Here is a 16,143-nt window from a genome sequence, read left to right on the forward strand (position 1 = left end):
AAATTTAATTGGAGATCAAGGCATTACGACAGCGATTTTAGATCGTTTACTTCATCGTGTGGAAGTCATACATGGTGGAGAGGATGAGGAAAGTCATCGGATGAAAAACAGGAAAAGTATTTTTTCAACAGAAGTGTAAAAAGGAAACGAGCAAAAAGTGTAAAATTCGACTTGACGTCTACATTTCATAGTATTGTACTGGGCGTTTTTCCAATTATCTAATATAAATTCTGTTGAAAGAGGATGAATTACTTCAACGTTTGTGTCTTCATTTTTAATTTTTATACACGCATATTGTTTTTCTATTGGCTCACCTGTTGAAGTTTCTGCATATTGGGCCATTATTGCACGTACAACAAATTTCACATTAGGTTTTATACTAACAATCTTTCTTTGGTTTCTCCCCACCGTTCCCCCACCCTAAATTAATATATCTGGTTTCAAAGGATTGAAGTTCTAAGTTCCCTTTTAAATTAGAACATAAAAACTCGTAAATTTTTTCTGTATATGATTCAGTTGTATATCTAGCAATTTTAGATATACAAGATATTTCAAATGGTTCATTTTGTGCTAATACTAACAAGTTAAAAATCCCCATACGTCTTAACATTTGAGGTGAAACCGTATAATTAATATTAGCTATCGAACTGTATTTCCGAAACATTTTGTTAATTGCATCCCTTGTCATTGGGCCTTTTTGTCCAATTAATAGTTTCTTACTTTGATAAATGGGTCTAAATTCTAAGTAATCTTTTATCATTTTAATAAGAGGTTCAGTTATGCTAATTTTTCTTATAGGAATGGGGAATTTTCCACTTTTTAAAATTTTAAATTGTATATAACCTTGTGATGGATCAGTAATTTTTATATCATCCAGTTCAATATTAATAAGTTCAGAAATTCTGCAACAAGTTCCGAATAATAAGTGAAATATAAGAATATCCCTCTTATTTTGACCTTCTAATATTGTTTGCCGTAGTCTATCAAATTCATTAATACTCATCATTCTCATTGTCCTGTTGTTTGTTTTAATTTTGATTATTTCATTTGGCTCAATTACTAATGGAGATTCTTCAATATGATACAAATATTTGTTATACCGAGTGACACTCTTAATTTTCCTCAAAACAGTATTTTCACTATATTTGGAATATAAAAATATTGTGTATTCAGTTAGCACTTCTTCTGTTATTTTGGGGTCCAGTTCCTTACTTTTTAACCAATCGCAAAACTGAGCAATGTCAAATTCATAGCTCTTAATCGTATTTTTTGACAGACCTTGTCTTTCTAATTCATTGATAAATTTTTCGATCATGTGTGCGCCTACTCCATTTCTTTTATTTACCTTAATTCTATAAAATTCTACATAACTTGTATACATAATTTTTATTAAGTTTAAAAAATAAAAAGATGGGTTTCTTTACTAACCCATCTCTCTATCTATACTAATACTATTTATTGAACTCCATCTTCCAACTAAAATATTCGTTATCAGAATTTTTCTCATAACGTAAATTAGCATCAAACTTATTACCTTTTTTACTCGTTAGTCCTTTAACCAAAACGACTCCATTTTTTAAAAGGTTTTTAACCATTGTTTTTGTGGGCTTCTTTCTCATTGATGCTAAATATTTATCATTTTTCCAAATGACAAATTTACACCCATTTTTCCAGTTGCTACAACCAAACCCTTTTTGTCCTTCAATAATTCCATGCCCGCAAAGAGGACATTTACCAAGAACCTCAATTGACCTCTTTTCGTTTGATACTTCGTTAATAATGATATCATTTTCATTTTTTATTGTATTAACAGCCTCTGTTGTAAAATCGAAAATTAAGTTTAAGAAACTTTCTTTTGTAAATTTTTGTTTTTCAATATCAGACAATGTTTTTTCCAATCTACCAGTAAATTCTAAATCAAATAAATCCTTTACTGGAAATGTTTCAACTAACTTTCTTCCCAGATCCGTACAAATTAAATTTTTATTTTGAGTAGCAATATAACCGACATCTTTTAGTTTTTTTATTGTTTCAGCTCTTGTAGCTGGAGTACCAATGCTATAACCACTTAAAATAGCAGCCATCATTTCTTCACTGTCTTCATCCTCTTTGTCTTTACCCTTGCCGCATGTTTCCATTACTCTTAATAATGTTTTTTCAGTATGGTATTTTGGTGGTTTCGTTACATGAGAAGTCAATTTGTGGTCTTCAATACTTACGACCTCATTTATATTAACTAAAGGTAGAATAGTATCCTTCGATTCGATTTTCTCAACCTTTTTCCATCCTTCAACTAATTGAACCTTCCCTTTAGATAAAAATTCTCCCTCTACATTATTTATAGTTGTTTTTAGAGTAGTCTCTTCATATTCCGCTATAGGCATAAATTGCATTAAGAACCTATTTTTCACAGCACTATATACAATCATTTCATCGTTAGTCAATGCTTTAGGGATTAAATACGTTGGAATAATGGCACTGTGACTTTCAACCTTCTTATTATTAAACACCCTTTTTGTTCTTGTAAATCTTAGTTCACTTTCATAAGGCAGTCCTTTTTTTAGAGCATTTAAAACATTTTCTGCCCGTTCAACAAGACTCTCATCCAAAAAATTGCTAGAAGTCCGGGGATAGGTGATTAGTTTTTTCTCATACAATGATTGTGAAATCCGCAAAACTTTGTCCGAAGTCCAGCCCTGATATTTGTTCGTAATAAACCCTTGAAGATTGGATAAATTAAATAAATAAGGGGGATATTCAATTTTTTTCTCAACATTTTTTTCGGATACGGCGCCCTCTTTTCCAGACAAAAGGGAATGAATATCCATTAGAACTTGTTTATCTTTAAATTTATCCTCATTGTTAAGATAATAAATCCCTTCATATTCACTACCTGATCGGGTTGCAAATAATGCTTTTAGTTTAAAATAATCTTCTGGAACGAAATTTTCTATTTCTTTATCTCTGTCATAAATAATTTTTAAAGTTGGTAGCAAAACCCTTCCAATATTAAGCGCTTGTCCTTTACCCTTTTGATATTTTAATGTTGCCATAGAAGTAAGATTAATTCCTATTGTCCAGTCCGCCCATTGTCTACCTATACCTGCATCTCTTAAAGGCATCATCTCATCGTTGGATATTATATTTTTTAGACTCTTTAGTATTTCATTCGGTGTCCACTCATTTAATAGTAATCGATAAACCTTTTTACCATGTTTTATCATATATAAGATCGTATCTCCAATAATTTGTCCCTCTCTATCATAGTCACACGCAGATATAAGATTAGTAACATCATTTCTTTTAATTAGACTATAAATGATATTCAATTGTTTTTTTGCACCTAAATCTTCTTTATCTCGATTTTTTTGATTTGATTTCACTTTATATCTAAATTTATCTGGAATGAAAGGAAAGTTTTCTATTCTCCATTTTGCCATTTTCTCATCATAATCTTTTGCATCAAATAACTGTAAAAGGTGACCAAAAGCCCATGTGATAATATAATCGCTGCCCTCAAAATAACCATCCTGCCTACTTTTTATTTTAAGTGCATCTGCTATATTCTTAGCTACAGAAGGCTTCTCTGTTAGTATTAGTGTTTTGCCCATCTTGATGTTATTCTCCCTTCTTAACAATAATAATGAATAATTGTTTATCCACTCAAGTTCTAAAAATACAATGAGGAAATTAGTTAAAACTTTAATTTCGTTTAAAACATAATAACTATTAATCTATAATTTTTGAACTCATAATTAATATTTTAATTTTTCTGTTTTCAATCTGAGGATTATTTTAAGGAATTTAGTGAAAGAACCAAATAAAAAAAGAATATATTGAAATTTAGAAGTTTTGATATAGAGGTTTTGGAAAAGCTGATGTGCTATTCGTCTACTACAAGTTTAATTCTTATTATGTATGAATAGCTATTGTATAAAATTTAAATTGCCCCAAATAATCTAAATACCTGTAATTTTTTCTCCTTTTAAATACTAATTACCTCATTATGTCCACAACATATGGACACGCTACAAACTGCTATAATTCAGCCTTTTTCATATTCAATTAATTATGTCCATATCCATTTTTGTATATAATGTACGAGGATAAGAAACGATGCCCTTCTGATAAAGCTTTTGTAAAATATCCAATGTTTTCTTCGGCGAAAATTTGAAACGTCTATTAGCCTCTGCTTGTAAAGACGACAAATTATAAAGAAGTGGCGGCAAGTATTCCTTTCTTTCTGTTTGGACATCTGCTACTTGAGCATTTTTTCCTTCACAGAAAGCAGAGATTTTTTCAGCCATTTCTCTCGTAGCAATTCTCGTATTACCGTCCTTTTCCCATTTTCCCTCATATTTCTTTTTACTAATTTCAAATTTAGCATTTACTTCCCAGAACGGTTCTGAAACAAAAGTATCAATCTCATGCTCCCTTTTTACAATTAAAGCTAAAGTTGGAGTTTGTACTCTCCCAACAGAGAACACATCTGAAAAGCCTTTTTCCTTAAGAAGAATGCTGTAAAGTCTTGAAGCATTCATACCGACAACCCAGTCTGCGCATGCACGCGTATAGGCTTCATAATAGAGATTTCTTGTATCGTTTTCTGAAAGCAATGTTTGAAAACCTTCCTGAATTGCTTTTGGGGTTAAGGAGGAGATCCATAGCCTCTTCATCGGTTTTCGACATTTTGTTTGCCTGATGATATTGCGAACAATCAACTCTCCTTCACGACCAGCATCTCCCGCATGAATAATCTCGGTCACATTCGGATCTTCTATAAGCTGTTTAACAATCATGTATTGTTTCCATTTATCCTTGGAAACCTCATATTGAAATTGAGCTGGGAGCATCGGTAAAGTTTGAAGAGACCATTTTTTCCAGTTTGAGTCATATTTTTCAGGGGGAATGAGCTGTGTAATATGTCCGATTGCCCAAGTGACATATGCTCCTTTGGGGAAGACTTCGTTTGGGAGAACTTCGATGTACCCTTGCTTTTTTTTCATTTTATAAACAGATGCTAACGTTAAACCTTGGTCTGGCTTTTCCGCAATAATGAGTTTCATTATGGGACTCACTTCCAATTTCATAAAATAAAATGCCTTTCCTATTGTACCCTATTCAGATATCTTCGAAAATACATTTCAATATTTTTTCAAAAATAGAAAAAAAGCCTCACATCTAAATGTGGGGCCTCTATGTTAGTTTTAATTTCCTTTGCGACCATCTTTTTGACAGTACTCCTTTATGGGGAGCAAAGAAGAAGAAGATCGCAAAAATTACTCCATTAACGGTTGCCATAGATCCTGAAATAGATACGTCAAGCCAGCTTGCCAAATAATAGCCGATAATCGCAGCCGCAACACCAAGAAGTGCACTCATGATGAGCATGATGTTTAATTTATCGGTGAGCAAATAAGCTGAAGCCCCAGGAGCAATAAGCATTGCTACCACAAGTATAGCACCGACACTATCGAAAGAAGCTACTGTTGTCATTGAAACCATTCCCATTAAAATATAATGAATGAGCAGAACAGGAATACCAATTGCAGCTGCCATTTGCGGATCAAAGGAAGTAATTTTTAATTCCTTATAAAATAGGATAATGATAAGTAGATTTATAATTAGCACAGTCGTTAACATTAAAAACGCCTTTGGTAATTGTGGAAAAAACCCCCATTTTACAAGATCCCAAGGAACAAAGGTAATTTCTCCCATCAATGCATGGTCAACGTCTAAATGGACATGATCCGCATATAAACTTAACAAAATAACACCTACTGCAAACAGAAATGTAAAGACAACTCCAATTGATGCATCTTCTTGTATCCCTGAACTGTGTAAAAGTTGTACAAATACCGCTGTCAGTACACCAATTGCAGCTGCACCAATCAACATATAAAATCCATTCAGACTTTGACTGATAAGAAAAGCTAAGACCATCCCTAATAAAACCGTATGACTGATCGCATCTGCCAACATGGCTAACCTGCGTAAAATTAAGAAGCAACCTGTAATTCCACAACAAATGCCCGCAAGCGATCCAACAATTAAAATCCAAGCTTCATAGCTCATTGATAGCTCTTCCCTTCTTTTCTAAGCACTAACTCATGCTGAAGACGTCTATTCAAACGAAGTCTCTTTATCCACTTTGTAAGAAGCCCTCTCTCAGGTGCAAATAGCAAAGAAATAAAAAATATGAACGTTGCTGTAACAACAATAAACGGACCTGTTGCCAACCCCGTGCCAAAAGTACTGAATATCGTTCCGAATACTCCTGAAATCGCACCAAAAATTCCTGAAAGTACTATCATCCGAGCTAAAGAATCAGTCCAATACCGAGCAGAAATCGCTGGAGTGATCAACATAGCAGCCATTAAAATAACGCCAACTGCTTGAATCCCAACAACAATTGCCGAAACAAGCAATGTTAAAAAAACAAAATTTAATAGCTTTGTTGGCAAACCTAAACCTTTGGCAAATTCCGGATCAAAGGTCAGCACCTTTAATTCTTTGAAAAGTAACCATGTAATAACGGTAAGGAGCGCAGCCGCCCCTGCCATAAGTTTTACATCACTGCCAACAAGAGCTGCTGCCTGCCCAAAGATAAAATCATTTAAACCGCTTTTATTGCCTACACTTGATTGCGAAACCTTCGTTAAAAGGACAATTCCTAGCCCAAAGAAAACGGATAATACTAATCCTATCGCTGTATCTTCCTTTATTATCGAATACGATGAAATCGCTTGAATACAAAAAGTTGCTATCAGTCCAGAAATCGCAGCCCCAATTAATAACGGAAATAATGACTTCTCGCCCAAAAGAAGAAAAGTAACGCATATTCCAGGAAGCGAAGCATGTGCGACAGCATCCCCGATTAGGCTTTGTTTTCTTAATAAGGCAATGCTTCCAAGGACACCGCTTGAAATTCCTAAAAGAATAGTCCCGAGGAGAACCCATTGTGTATTGGCATCTGCTAGACTAATTTTAATCACGTCATCCATCTTCGCCACCTCATTTCTGACCTACTAAAATATCACCTTTTTCTAAGAAGGCTAATGTTCCACCATAAGTTTGATGCAAATTTTTTAAAGTAAAAGTATCTTCTGTTGGTCCTTCGGCTATAACATTTATATTGAGCAATATGACGTGGTCAAAATAATCCTTAACCGTTTGTAAATCATGGTGGACTACAAGAACTGTTTTCCCTTGTTGTTTCAGTTCATTTAATAACTCTATAATTGCCCTCTCTGTTGCCGCATCAACGCCGACAAATGGTTCATCCATAAAATAAACCTTTGCGTCTTGTGCTAATGCCCTAGCGAGAAAAACCCGTTGCTGCTGTCCACCTGATAATTGGCTAATCTGCCGAGTTGCATACTCTTGCATACCAACTTTTTCTAAACAATTTAATGCCAATTCTTTATCTTTTTTTCCAGGTCTTTTAAACCAGCCAATATGTCCATATCGTCCCATCAAAACGACATCAAGAGCATTAGTTGGAAAATCCCAATCGACCGAACCTCTTTGAGGAACATAACCAACAACTCGATCTTTGGCACGATACAGTTTATCGTAAACCTTTACTTCGCCTGTTGCCTTCGGGATCAAACCTAATACAGCCTTTATTAGCGTTGACTTACCTGCGCCGTTTGGACCAATAATCCCAATCAGTTTTCCTTCTGGCACAGTAAAACTCACATCTTTTAGAACTGGTTTTTTTTGATAAGCAACTGTTAAATTATGGACTTCAACTGGATTCATTTCCATCACCCCTACTGTAATGACTCTGTGATTGTTTTGACATTGTGTCGATACATCCCAATATATGTCCCTTCTTCCGTTCCTTCCTCACCCATGGCATCGGAAAATAGCTCTCCTCCAATTGTCACTTCATGTCCTTTCTGTTTTGCCCCTTCGATTACAGCATTAATGGAACGCTCAGATATACTTGACTCAATAAAGACTGCTTTAATGTTTCTCTCAACCAATAAATCTACTAATTCTTGCACATCACCTAAACCATATTCAGATTCAGTGCTAAGGCCTTGTAAGCCCATTACTTCCATGTTATATGCAGCGCCAAAATATCCAAATGCGTCATGAGCTGTAACCAACACTCTTTGCTCAGATGGGATTTTTGCCAATTCCTCTTCCGCATACTCTTGTAAACGGTCCAATTCTAAAAAATAATCTTCTGCATTCTTGGTGTAATATTCTTTATTGTCTGGATCGATTTCAATTAAGCCGTCCCTTACTTTTTCAAGAGCTTGCTGCCATAAGGAGATGTCAAACCATATATGTGGATCGATTGCACTGCTATCCTCGCTATCTTCAAGTAAGTTTCCTTCAGAAATCACTTCTCCAATTGCGTAAGTTGGTTTCTTATCGTTTATCTTCTTTAAAACATCGAGAATTTTACCTTCTAAATGTAGTCCATTGTAAAAAATAATATCTGCCTTCTCGAGCTTGTCTATATCGCCTTGTGTAGCCTTATATAGATGGGGATCTGTTCCCGGTCCCATAAGGCTAATAACTTCTACTTTGTTCCCCCCTATATTTCTTACCCCGTCAGCGATTTGCCCAATCGTTGTTGTTACCATTATTTTCCCATCGGATTTTTCCACACCATTGCTTTCATTTGAACAAGCTCCAAGTAAAACGAGTGAAAATAACATAAACAGCTTCATGATCTTTTGCATTTCCTCAACCATCCCTTCTTAAGTTAAGTCAGTATGTCCTTACCCATTTTTATTAACCTACCTCACTTTTTTAAACCTAGGACATGTTTTTTAGGTTTAGTTATAAAAGTTTCCTATATGCAACATTTTAAGCGCAATAAAAAAATTGTCAACCCAAAACACGCAATTTTTTGCTTCGTTTACATGCTGTAGCGTAAAAATAAGCTTTCTTAATAAGATTCACAGACTAAATTCACTTTCTTAACCGACTTGTTGAGAGCATTGTTTGCTCACTTAATTGACTCATATGAATTTTCCTACGACTTCCTCAGTAATATGTTTTTTGTAAATTCTAATCAAAAAAGTAAATGAAGATTAAACTTCACTTGCTTCAAGTTGTCGACAAAGACATCGAGAACACTACCTCTCCGGTGTCTTTTACATTTTTGAATGGTATTGCGATTTAATATACGTTGATTACCGCCTCGGGCGCTTGCTTTCCAGGAGCTGGTAGTGAGACGCGAGGCCGCTGTAAAAACTTTCTGCACTCTTTGTCTGCAGAATTTCTAGAGCTGCAGTCCTCTGTCTTGTCAGGAAAAAAAGTAATGCCATTGGTTCCGCACTTTGTTTTATTGATGCTATTAATCCGATTGAACTCTAGCAGACCTCATTCGGATTGAAATCTTTCTCGTTTCTCTCGTTCTATAAGAATACACCTTTGACCGGATTCGAGCTTGCATATCAAATGACCTTGAGAAACGAACTAGTCTATTGATATCATTTCTAATGTATCTCTTTCTGTAATAAAATTTCACATCATCATTTGCTATCAGCGCTACATTATTCTCAAAGAAAATTTAAACAAAAAAGACTGGAGCAAACTTGATTTCATCGAGTTTGTCTCCAGTCTGAAGAGCTAGTCTAAAAAAAGCCTTAATAAAAACGTCCAAAAGTCAGCTTTCACTGACTTTTTGAACACCTTCTTTTTAAGCTTGGAGTTTTACTTATTTTGTTGTATCCTCTAATATTCTTTCAATTATTAATTGATGATTATATTTTAAATCGACCAGATGATATTCTGTTTGCACAAGGCAACGAATCGGATCATAAGGATTAATAAGGACAATTGTTCCGATGCTACCATCTGAAAGCAGAACCTTTTTACCCACAAGACTATTCATCATTTTGTTTAAAAAAGTTAAAACAATCGTCGGATCTAATTTTCCAAATGCATCCTCTTCCATTTGCTTGATAATCCCATAAAACGGGAGTGCTTCATGATATACCTTCGGAGATGACATTGCATGAAATACATCAGCAATCGCAACTATTTTTGCTAAATAGCTTATTTGCGGTCCCTTAAGTCCAATCGGATAACCATTACCATCTTCACGTTCATGATGCTGTAACGCTATTAGTGCCACATTATCACTAATCCCGTTCGTGTTTTTAAGAAGATTATAGCCATAAACAGTATGGTTACACATGATTTCATATTCTTCTCGTGTTAACTTTCCAGCTTTATTTAAAATATTCGCCGGTACTAAAGCCTTTCCAATGTCATGTAAAAGAGCGCCAAGGATTAACTCCTCTAAATCTTCATCTTTTACTTTCAGCCATTTGCCAATTAATGTTGCAATAATGCCTACACTAATCGGATGTCTGTATGTATATTGTTCTTTTTCAGTTAATTCATAAAAAAGGTGATAAATAAGGGGTATTTCAACAGCTTGTTTAATGATAGGGATAATTTTTTCCTCTATCACCACCAAAGGAATGTCCCCGCCTCCTCTTACCTGCTTAAAAAAAATCTCCATTTCTTTTGATGCAGAAGTAATTCTCTCGGCTATTTCAGTTAACATAGCCGGATCTTGTTTTATTTGCTTCGTCTCCTGTTGATATTCTGTATTCCATATCAACGAATCTTTTTCGGAAGTGGTCATAGGTGTTTTTTGCCTAGAAAAAGGTTGATCTTTCTTCATCCCTTCACCTACTTTTCCAGTTATTCGCAACAAAAGTCTTTATGAAAATCTATGAAAATCATAACAAAAAGTGGAAATATATGAAAGAAGAATCAGAGCAAATTTCAAAAAAATCCTTTGTCTGAATTTTTAGTCTACATCTTATAAAAAGGCTTTCATTGCTTGACGACTGGGATTCAATCATGTATATTATAGACATCATTAAACAGTATTTATTTCCGCCTTTGGTAACGATTGGCTTAGTATAAATCGTTTAATGGTAATATTACTTGGCACTTTTTGTGTCTTTAAAGGCTTAGGAGGAATTTTTTTTATGCAAAATGGTAAAGTAAAATGGTTCAACAATGAAAAAGGCTTTGGATTCATTGAAGTTGAAGGCGGAGATGATGTTTTCGTACACTTCACAGCTATTCAAGGTGAAGGCTTTAAATCTCTAGAGGAAGGTCAAGAAGTTTCTTTCGAAATCGTTGAAGGAAACCGTGGACCACAAGCTTCTAACGTAGTTAAGCTCTAATCCAATAAATTATAAGCATAAGGGCTGGTGAAATTCACCAGCCTTTCGTTATGTTTCTGCCGCTGCTGCCATTTATTCTAACTGTTTTCCAACAGCTTTTATTTTTTCTCCAACTGTACACTGAGTGATGCAAAATCGGTGTGCATACGTTCTGCCTATTTCTTTTTTATGGTATTTATGTAAAAAACAGTCCTTACAATAACTGTTTAGCAGCTCTTCAACTTCTAATAAGACGTCTTTTCGCTTCAAGCTATCAACTCCTCTAATTGATTTTGAATCAGTTGAAGTCTAGTTTTACTCGTTAAGCTCCATTGTACTATGAATAATTTTCCCTTCCAATGCTTGTGTTGCAAGTTTATCAGCTTCTTTATTTTCCTTTCTAGGAAGCAACTCGTATTTCGGTTTGATACCAAGTCGTTCAAGCTTCTGCTCAATGCGATCGAGCCATTTATTTAAATTTTCCTCAAAGCACGGCCATTCGCCCTCTAATTGCTTTATAACTCCTTGAGAATCACCTTTAATTTCACAGGGTAAATGATGAGCACCTAAATCCTCAAGTAAATCTAAAGCAAAAAACAAAGCAGCATATTCAGATTCATTATTTGTCTCCATCTGTTCAATATGTTGATTCGCTCGCAATCGATATTTTTTCTTCCCTTTTTTATAATAAATAATCGCTGCAATGCCGGCCTCATATGTATTTTTATTAAAACCGCCATCAAAATATAACGTAAGTTCGTGGGGTTCCTCTTCAATTTCTGCTGTCAGCTTCCGCATTTCCTTCATGGACCAAGAATGATTCATTTCATCGAGAAACAAAAACTGTGAAACCTTGCCCGTTTTTTCTAAGTCCTCACCGATACGAATGGCAGTGTCTGCATCCATCCACTCCGAGGAAAACTCCACCGGCTTATTTCCTTTTACCTTATATATCATTTCAATTTTATAATTCATCTAATCAACCTTTCTTAACCACTCAAAATTAGCTTTGTTATAGATTGGTGTTGTTATTTTCCACGTTTTCTCGAGAACTTTTCAGTTTAGTAAAAAGTACGCCAAATCAAGGTTTCAAAGGAAAAAACGCTTTAGCAACAAGAAACCTTAACAAAGACTATAAATAAAAAAACATTCTTGTTTTCACCCTGCTGAAAAATCGTTATAATAGGCAAGGACAATTGAATAACCCCATGCGGTTCGTGAACTCCCGCATTATCAAAACTAGGAGGAAGTTTTTATGTTTAATGAATGGTTTGGTCTTATTTTTGTGCTAATCAACTTTGTTTTCGTATTAGCTTTTTATCGTCTCTTCGGAAAAACAGGTCTATTTGTTTGGATCGGTTTTTCCACCGTGCTTGCCAATCTTCAAGTTGTCAAGACGATTGAAATTTTTGGTTTAACTGCAACACTTGGTAATACCATGTACGGAACGGCCTTTCTTGTTACCGATATTTTAAATGAAAAGTACGGGAAGAGTGAAGCTAAAAAAGCGGTGTGGCTTGGATTTTTCACATTAGTTGCAATGACTTTTATTATGCAAATGGTTTTATTATTTCAACCTCATGAAATTGACTTTGCCCATGAGTCTCTAGAAACGATATTCGGGATCTTACCTCGAATTGCATTAGGAAGCTTGTGCGCTTACTTAATTAGTCAATTTGCGGATGTTTATATCTTTACCTTTTTAAGAAAAAAATTTCCACGTGATCAGCAATTTTGGATTCGCAATAACGGAAGCACAATGATTAGTCAGTTATTAGATACGGCTGTCTTTACAAGTATCGCTTTCTTAGGAGTATATCCACTTCATGAATGGTGGCAAATTTTCCTTACCACTTATTTATTGAAATTTCTTATCTCAATATTAGATACTCCATTTGGTTATATAGCAAAACGGTTCCCGGACAAAGGATAAATCAGTCTTAAAATATTAACACCTAGCAGGTATTATTGTACCTTTTAGGTGTTTTTTTCTCAATAAACTATGTATAATAATTCATTATGAGGTATTATTTAACTTCAAGGAGGTTTCAACTTGATTGAAGTTTACATAGATGGGGCAAGTGCCGGCAATCCTGGTCCAAGCGGAGCAGGGATTTTTATCAAAAAGGATGGAAAAATGGATCATTATTCCATCCCATTAGGAAATATGAGCAATCATGAGGCAGAATTTCAAGCACTTATCAAGGCGCTCTACATCTGCATAGAAAATGGCTATCATATCGTTTCCTTCCGCACTGATTCACAGTTAGTGAGTCGGGCAATCGAGAAGGAGTTCGTGAAGAATAAAACGTTTGTACCATATTGTGAAGAAGCGCTTCAGCTGATCAACAAACTTGATTTGTTTTTTATTAAATGGATCCCTAATTCAGAAAATAAAAAAGCGGATCAGTTGGCACGGGAAGCGATTCGGAAAAATACAGAGAAGAGGTAGAATGTTGAATAAGAAAACGATTTTTGCTGATATTTCTTTATTATTGGTTGCACTTGTTTGGGGTGCGACCTTTGTCATTGTTCAAAATGCAATAAATGTACTTCCACCAATCGCTTTCAACGGAATTCGCTTTTTTATTGCCGCTTGCATATTAGCATTTTGGCTTCTGCTCTTTGAAAGAAAACAACTTGTTGTGGTGGATAAAAAACTATTATTATCAGGAGTTTTCATTGGTGCATGGCTTTTTTTAGGATATGCAACACAAACGATTGGTCTTTTATACACAAGTTCTTCCAAGGCTGGCTTTATTACTGGCCTTAGCGTAGTCCTTGTGCCGCTATTCTCCTTTTTTTTATTGAAGCTATATCCAAGCAAAAACGCGATTCTCGGTGTGTCAGTGGCAACAGTCGGGCTTTATTTACTAACGATGACCGATATTTCCGCCTTAAATAGAGGGGATGCACTTGTATTGATTTGCGCCATTGGCTTTGCTTTACATATTGTTTTTACAGGGAAGTATAGTAGCAAGTATCCAGCACTACTACTTACAATTATCCAAATTTCAACTGTAGCCATTCTTTCCATCATCTATTCTTTATTGTTTGAAGATTGGCATTTGGTGTTTCAACCTGCGGTTATCCTTAATCAAGAAGTTCTGATTGCACTGCTGATCACTTCGGTATTTGCAACAGCTCTTGCTTTTTTAGCACAAACAAATTTCCAAAAGTTCACAACCCCAACCAGAGTTGCCCTTATTTTTGCCATGGAACCTGTCTTCGCCGCCATTACTGGTTATATTTGGGCGAATGATCGATTATCATTAAGTGCCATCATCGGTTGTTTCCTTATTTTGACTGGAATGATATTCGCCGAACTTCCTTCTGCCAAACTTTCCTTAAAGGAAAGAAGAAATAATGAGAAAACACCTTCTATATAAACGCTCGCTTATTTTCTTACGATTTCACATTAAGTCTTTCATTGGCATCTGCTAGACTAGATGAAACGCTTGAAGACAATTTATTTCTTCCTTCGTTTCATCTAGACCGAGTAATCATCCAATATTCAAGACACGCCCACGAGAGCGTGCCTTAAACAGCTAATATATTATGTTCTTTAATAAACTTTATTGCTTCGTTTCTCGATGTAATTTGATTTGACATTAATAGCTCCAATAATGATATATAGAAGCTACCATCAAATGTTTTTTGAGCTTTTAATGTTAACTCTAGCGCTGTTCGAGCAAGTTCATCAGACGCATTGGTATACTGCTTCCCAAAATAAATAAAGCCGATTGCATCTTCACCAAATTGAAAACCTTTACTACTTAACAACTGTAAATAATCTTCTAAGCCCACAACCACTTTCCTCTCCACTTTAAACTCTCTTTTTCTAAGCGAGAATGATTTCATCTAAAATTTTATCTTAATTTTCGACAATTTTCTATTCTTTTTTGTCACTAAATGTCCTATCACGCCTGTAAAAATACCTAACAACGCACCCCCTATTACTTCTTCAGGTTGATGCCCTAGCATTTCTTTTAATCTTTTCGGAGTCTTTTGTTCAAATTTAACCGTCTCATCATGATGGACTTTTTCCATCAGCTCACCTAAATCATTTACCTTCAACGTTAGCTCACCAGTTTGACGCCTAATCCCTTGAGCATCGTACATCACAATCAAACCATAAACAAGGGAGAGGGCAAAATCAATTGTAGGGAAACCTCTTTGCAAAGCAATATACGTTGTCAAGGAAGACACTCCTGCAGAATGAGAACTTGGCATTCCACCAGTTTGAAAAAAGAGCTCAGGACGCCATTCTCTCTCCTTCACATAATGTATGGGGATCTTTAAACCTTGAGCAAGCCCAATACTTAATAAGGCCACATATACACCTTTATTCATCATCTCACCTCTAAGTCTAGTGTGATGATGAAGAAGGGAAACTATTCACTGTATGAGCTTAAAGAGTAATGCAAATACTAAAAATTGAGGGAGGTGTTCGCATGGCAAAGCATGATCAAAGAAATCGTGGAAAAAAAGCAGGTGGCCTCACCCCTCAAGGGTACGGACAGGATGCTGAGTTGACAGAAAACCCAAAAAGCGAGCTCGAAAATCGAGCCAAAAAAAGCAATACAAAGATATAAAAAAGAAGATATTTTCGGTAAAGTTCCAATTGTTCCTGTAATAGGTTAGCTTTGCCTTACTTGAGATAAAAGGATTATGCAGAACGATAGTACCTTTAATTACTTTAACAATAATAAAAAAGTGCACCTCTCCCTTAATATTTTGAGGTGCACTTCTAATCATGTTCAGCAATGTTCTATAAAACTTATCTTTACCGTATATTTTCTAAAATATTAACAGATAAACAAAAAAATGCGTTGCACACCATTTTTGCTAGTGTATTTGTTGGGAGTGTAATATTAACTGTGTAAGTGAGGAATGCGTACGATTCCTTACTCACACAGTTTTTTATTTGATAGAATCATAAGTATAAAGCTAAAGGAGTGATTTCGGTGGGGAAATTGAAAAGAGA

General features: G+C 35.1%; 18 protein-coding genes. 6 read left to right on the forward strand and 12 right to left on the reverse strand.

Annotation, left to right across the window (positions count from 1 at the left end):
* The coding region (locus PZE06_RS23600; protein WP_275792069.1) for an ATP-binding protein at positions 1 to 139 on the forward strand (139 nt) is incomplete at its 5' end.
* A 240-nt stretch (positions 140 to 379) separates the two neighbouring features.
* On the opposite strand, the gene PZE06_RS23605 is transcribed toward PZE06_RS23600, so the two are convergent.
* The 8 genes from PZE06_RS23605 to PZE06_RS23640 form a co-directional block, all read right to left on the reverse strand.
* The gene (locus tag PZE06_RS23605; protein ID WP_191963571.1) at positions 380 to 1,315 is read right to left on the reverse strand and encodes a tyrosine-type recombinase/integrase; all 936 of its coding nucleotides are present in this window, start codon (positions 1,313 to 1,315) and stop codon (positions 380 to 382) included.
* Positions 1,316 to 1,451: 136 nt separating this feature from the next.
* Positions 1,452 to 3,611 carry a type IA DNA topoisomerase gene (locus PZE06_RS23610; protein WP_151026095.1) on the reverse strand — a complete coding sequence of 720 codons (2,160 nt, stop codon included), beginning with the start codon at positions 3,609 to 3,611 and terminating at the stop codon, positions 1,452 to 1,454.
* A gap of 450 nt (positions 3,612 to 4,061) precedes the next feature.
* A complete protein-coding gene (locus tag PZE06_RS23615; protein WP_151026094.1) occupies positions 4,062 to 5,066 on the reverse strand; it encodes a DNA topoisomerase in 1,005 nt (334 codons plus the stop codon).
* Between the two features lie 130 nt (positions 5,067 to 5,196).
* On the reverse strand, positions 5,197 to 6,075 hold the full coding sequence (locus tag PZE06_RS23620) for a metal ABC transporter permease (protein ID WP_151026093.1): 879 nt from the start codon (positions 6,073 to 6,075) through the stop codon (positions 5,197 to 5,199).
* The gene (locus tag PZE06_RS23625) at positions 6,072 to 7,004 is read right to left on the reverse strand and encodes a metal ABC transporter permease (protein WP_151026092.1); all 933 of its coding nucleotides are present in this window, start codon (positions 7,002 to 7,004) and stop codon (positions 6,072 to 6,074) included. Before PZE06_RS23625 ends, PZE06_RS23620 begins: the two co-directional genes overlap by 4 nt.
* A gap of 10 nt (positions 7,005 to 7,014) precedes the next feature.
* On the reverse strand, positions 7,015 to 7,764 hold the full coding sequence (locus PZE06_RS23630) for a metal ABC transporter ATP-binding protein (protein WP_151026091.1): 750 nt from the start codon (positions 7,762 to 7,764) through the stop codon (positions 7,015 to 7,017).
* An 11-nt stretch (positions 7,765 to 7,775) separates the two neighbouring features.
* Complete coding sequence (locus PZE06_RS23635) at positions 7,776 to 8,702, reverse strand: metal ABC transporter solute-binding protein, Zn/Mn family (protein WP_151026090.1); 927 nt, start codon at positions 8,700 to 8,702, stop codon at positions 7,776 to 7,778.
* 983 nt (positions 8,703 to 9,685) lie between these two features.
* The gene (locus PZE06_RS23640; RefSeq protein WP_151026089.1) at positions 9,686 to 10,663 is read right to left on the reverse strand and encodes an HD-GYP domain-containing protein; all 978 of its coding nucleotides are present in this window, start codon (positions 10,661 to 10,663) and stop codon (positions 9,686 to 9,688) included.
* A 313-nt stretch (positions 10,664 to 10,976) separates the two neighbouring features.
* Between PZE06_RS23640 and cspD the strand changes: the two genes are divergently transcribed.
* A complete protein-coding gene (cspD, locus tag PZE06_RS23645) occupies positions 10,977 to 11,177 on the forward strand; it encodes a cold-shock protein CspD (RefSeq protein WP_077213723.1) in 201 nt (66 codons plus the stop codon).
* A gap of 72 nt (positions 11,178 to 11,249) precedes the next feature.
* Here cspD and PZE06_RS23650 read toward each other — a convergent pair whose 3' ends face one another.
* Both PZE06_RS23650 and PZE06_RS23655 read right to left on the reverse strand, forming a co-directional pair.
* Positions 11,250 to 11,426: a zinc-finger domain-containing protein gene (locus tag PZE06_RS23650; protein ID WP_151026088.1), complete on the reverse strand. Its 177-nt coding sequence runs from the start codon at positions 11,424 to 11,426 to the stop codon at positions 11,250 to 11,252.
* A 45-nt stretch (positions 11,427 to 11,471) separates the two neighbouring features.
* Complete coding sequence (locus PZE06_RS23655) at positions 11,472 to 12,131, reverse strand: reverse transcriptase-like protein (protein ID WP_151026087.1); 660 nt, start codon at positions 12,129 to 12,131, stop codon at positions 11,472 to 11,474.
* Between the two features lie 280 nt (positions 12,132 to 12,411).
* Here PZE06_RS23655 and PZE06_RS23660 point away from each other — a divergent pair, with 280 nt between their 5' ends.
* The 3 genes from PZE06_RS23660 to PZE06_RS23670 all read left to right on the forward strand — a co-directional run bounded on the left by PZE06_RS23660 (position 12,412) and on the right by PZE06_RS23670 (position 14,545).
* The gene (locus PZE06_RS23660; protein WP_151026086.1) at positions 12,412 to 13,089 is read left to right on the forward strand and encodes a queuosine precursor transporter; all 678 of its coding nucleotides are present in this window, start codon (positions 12,412 to 12,414) and stop codon (positions 13,087 to 13,089) included.
* Positions 13,090 to 13,209: 120 nt separating this feature from the next.
* Complete coding sequence (locus tag PZE06_RS23665) at positions 13,210 to 13,608, forward strand: reverse transcriptase-like protein (protein ID WP_151026085.1); 399 nt, start codon at positions 13,210 to 13,212, stop codon at positions 13,606 to 13,608.
* 1 nt (position 13,609) lies between these two features.
* A complete protein-coding gene (locus PZE06_RS23670) occupies positions 13,610 to 14,545 on the forward strand; it encodes a DMT family transporter (protein ID WP_151026084.1) in 936 nt (311 codons plus the stop codon).
* A gap of 151 nt (positions 14,546 to 14,696) precedes the next feature.
* On the opposite strand, the gene PZE06_RS23675 is transcribed toward PZE06_RS23670, so the two are convergent.
* Together PZE06_RS23675 and PZE06_RS23680 are read right to left on the reverse strand one after the other, a co-directional pair.
* Positions 14,697 to 14,981 (reverse strand): DUF6123 family protein, encoded by a 285-nt coding sequence (locus PZE06_RS23675; protein ID WP_225310804.1) that lies wholly within the window; start codon positions 14,979 to 14,981, stop codon positions 14,697 to 14,699.
* A gap of 36 nt (positions 14,982 to 15,017) precedes the next feature.
* The gene (locus PZE06_RS23680; RefSeq protein ID WP_151026082.1) at positions 15,018 to 15,509 is read right to left on the reverse strand and encodes a divergent PAP2 family protein; all 492 of its coding nucleotides are present in this window, start codon (positions 15,507 to 15,509) and stop codon (positions 15,018 to 15,020) included.
* A 101-nt stretch (positions 15,510 to 15,610) separates the two neighbouring features.
* On the opposite strand from PZE06_RS23680, the gene sspL reads away from it, so the two are divergent.
* Positions 15,611 to 15,751: a small, acid-soluble spore protein L gene (gene sspL, locus PZE06_RS23685; RefSeq protein WP_095306475.1), complete on the forward strand. Its 141-nt coding sequence runs from the start codon at positions 15,611 to 15,613 to the stop codon at positions 15,749 to 15,751.
* Positions 15,752 to 16,143 lie beyond the last annotated feature (392 nt).

Source organism: Robertmurraya sp. DFI.2.37, from assembly GCF_029211245.1.
GTDB classification, from domain to species: domain Bacteria; phylum Bacillota; class Bacilli; order Bacillales; family Cytobacillaceae; genus Robertmurraya; species Robertmurraya methanolica_A.

Excerpts from the sequence above, each read along its gene's own strand:
- PZE06_RS23605 (WP_191963571.1), bottom strand. The coding sequence starts at position 1,315 with ATGATCGAAAAATTTATCAATGAATTAGAAAGACAAGGTCTGTCAAAA.
- PZE06_RS23610 (WP_151026095.1), bottom strand. The coding sequence starts at position 3,611 with ATGGGCAAAACACTAATACTAACAGAGAAGCCTTCTGTAGCTAAGAAT.
- PZE06_RS23615 (WP_151026094.1), bottom strand. The coding sequence starts at position 5,066 with ATGAAACTCATTATTGCGGAAAAGCCAGACCAAGGTTTAACGTTAGCA.
- PZE06_RS23620 (WP_151026093.1), bottom strand. The coding sequence starts at position 6,075 with ATGAGCTATGAAGCTTGGATTTTAATTGTTGGATCGCTTGCGGGCATT.
- PZE06_RS23625 (WP_151026092.1), bottom strand. The coding sequence starts at position 7,004 with ATGGATGACGTGATTAAAATTAGTCTAGCAGATGCCAATACACAATGG.
- PZE06_RS23630 (WP_151026091.1), bottom strand. The coding sequence starts at position 7,764 with ATGAATCCAGTTGAAGTCCATAATTTAACAGTTGCTTATCAAAAAAAA.
- PZE06_RS23635 (WP_151026090.1), bottom strand. The coding sequence starts at position 8,702 with ATGCAAAAGATCATGAAGCTGTTTATGTTATTTTCACTCGTTTTACTT.
- PZE06_RS23640 (WP_151026089.1), bottom strand. The coding sequence starts at position 10,663 with ATGAAGAAAGATCAACCTTTTTCTAGGCAAAAAACACCTATGACCACT.
- cspD (WP_077213723.1), top strand. The coding sequence starts at position 10,977 with ATGCAAAATGGTAAAGTAAAATGGTTCAACAATGAAAAAGGCTTTGGA.
- PZE06_RS23655 (WP_151026087.1), bottom strand. The coding sequence starts at position 12,131 with ATGAATTATAAAATTGAAATGATATATAAGGTAAAAGGAAATAAGCCG.
- PZE06_RS23660 (WP_151026086.1), top strand. The coding sequence starts at position 12,412 with ATGTTTAATGAATGGTTTGGTCTTATTTTTGTGCTAATCAACTTTGTT.
- PZE06_RS23670 (WP_151026084.1), top strand. The coding sequence starts at position 13,610 with ATGTTGAATAAGAAAACGATTTTTGCTGATATTTCTTTATTATTGGTT.
- PZE06_RS23680 (WP_151026082.1), bottom strand. The coding sequence starts at position 15,509 with ATGAATAAAGGTGTATATGTGGCCTTATTAAGTATTGGGCTTGCTCAA.
- sspL (WP_095306475.1), top strand. The coding sequence starts at position 15,611 with ATGGCAAAGCATGATCAAAGAAATCGTGGAAAAAAAGCAGGTGGCCTC.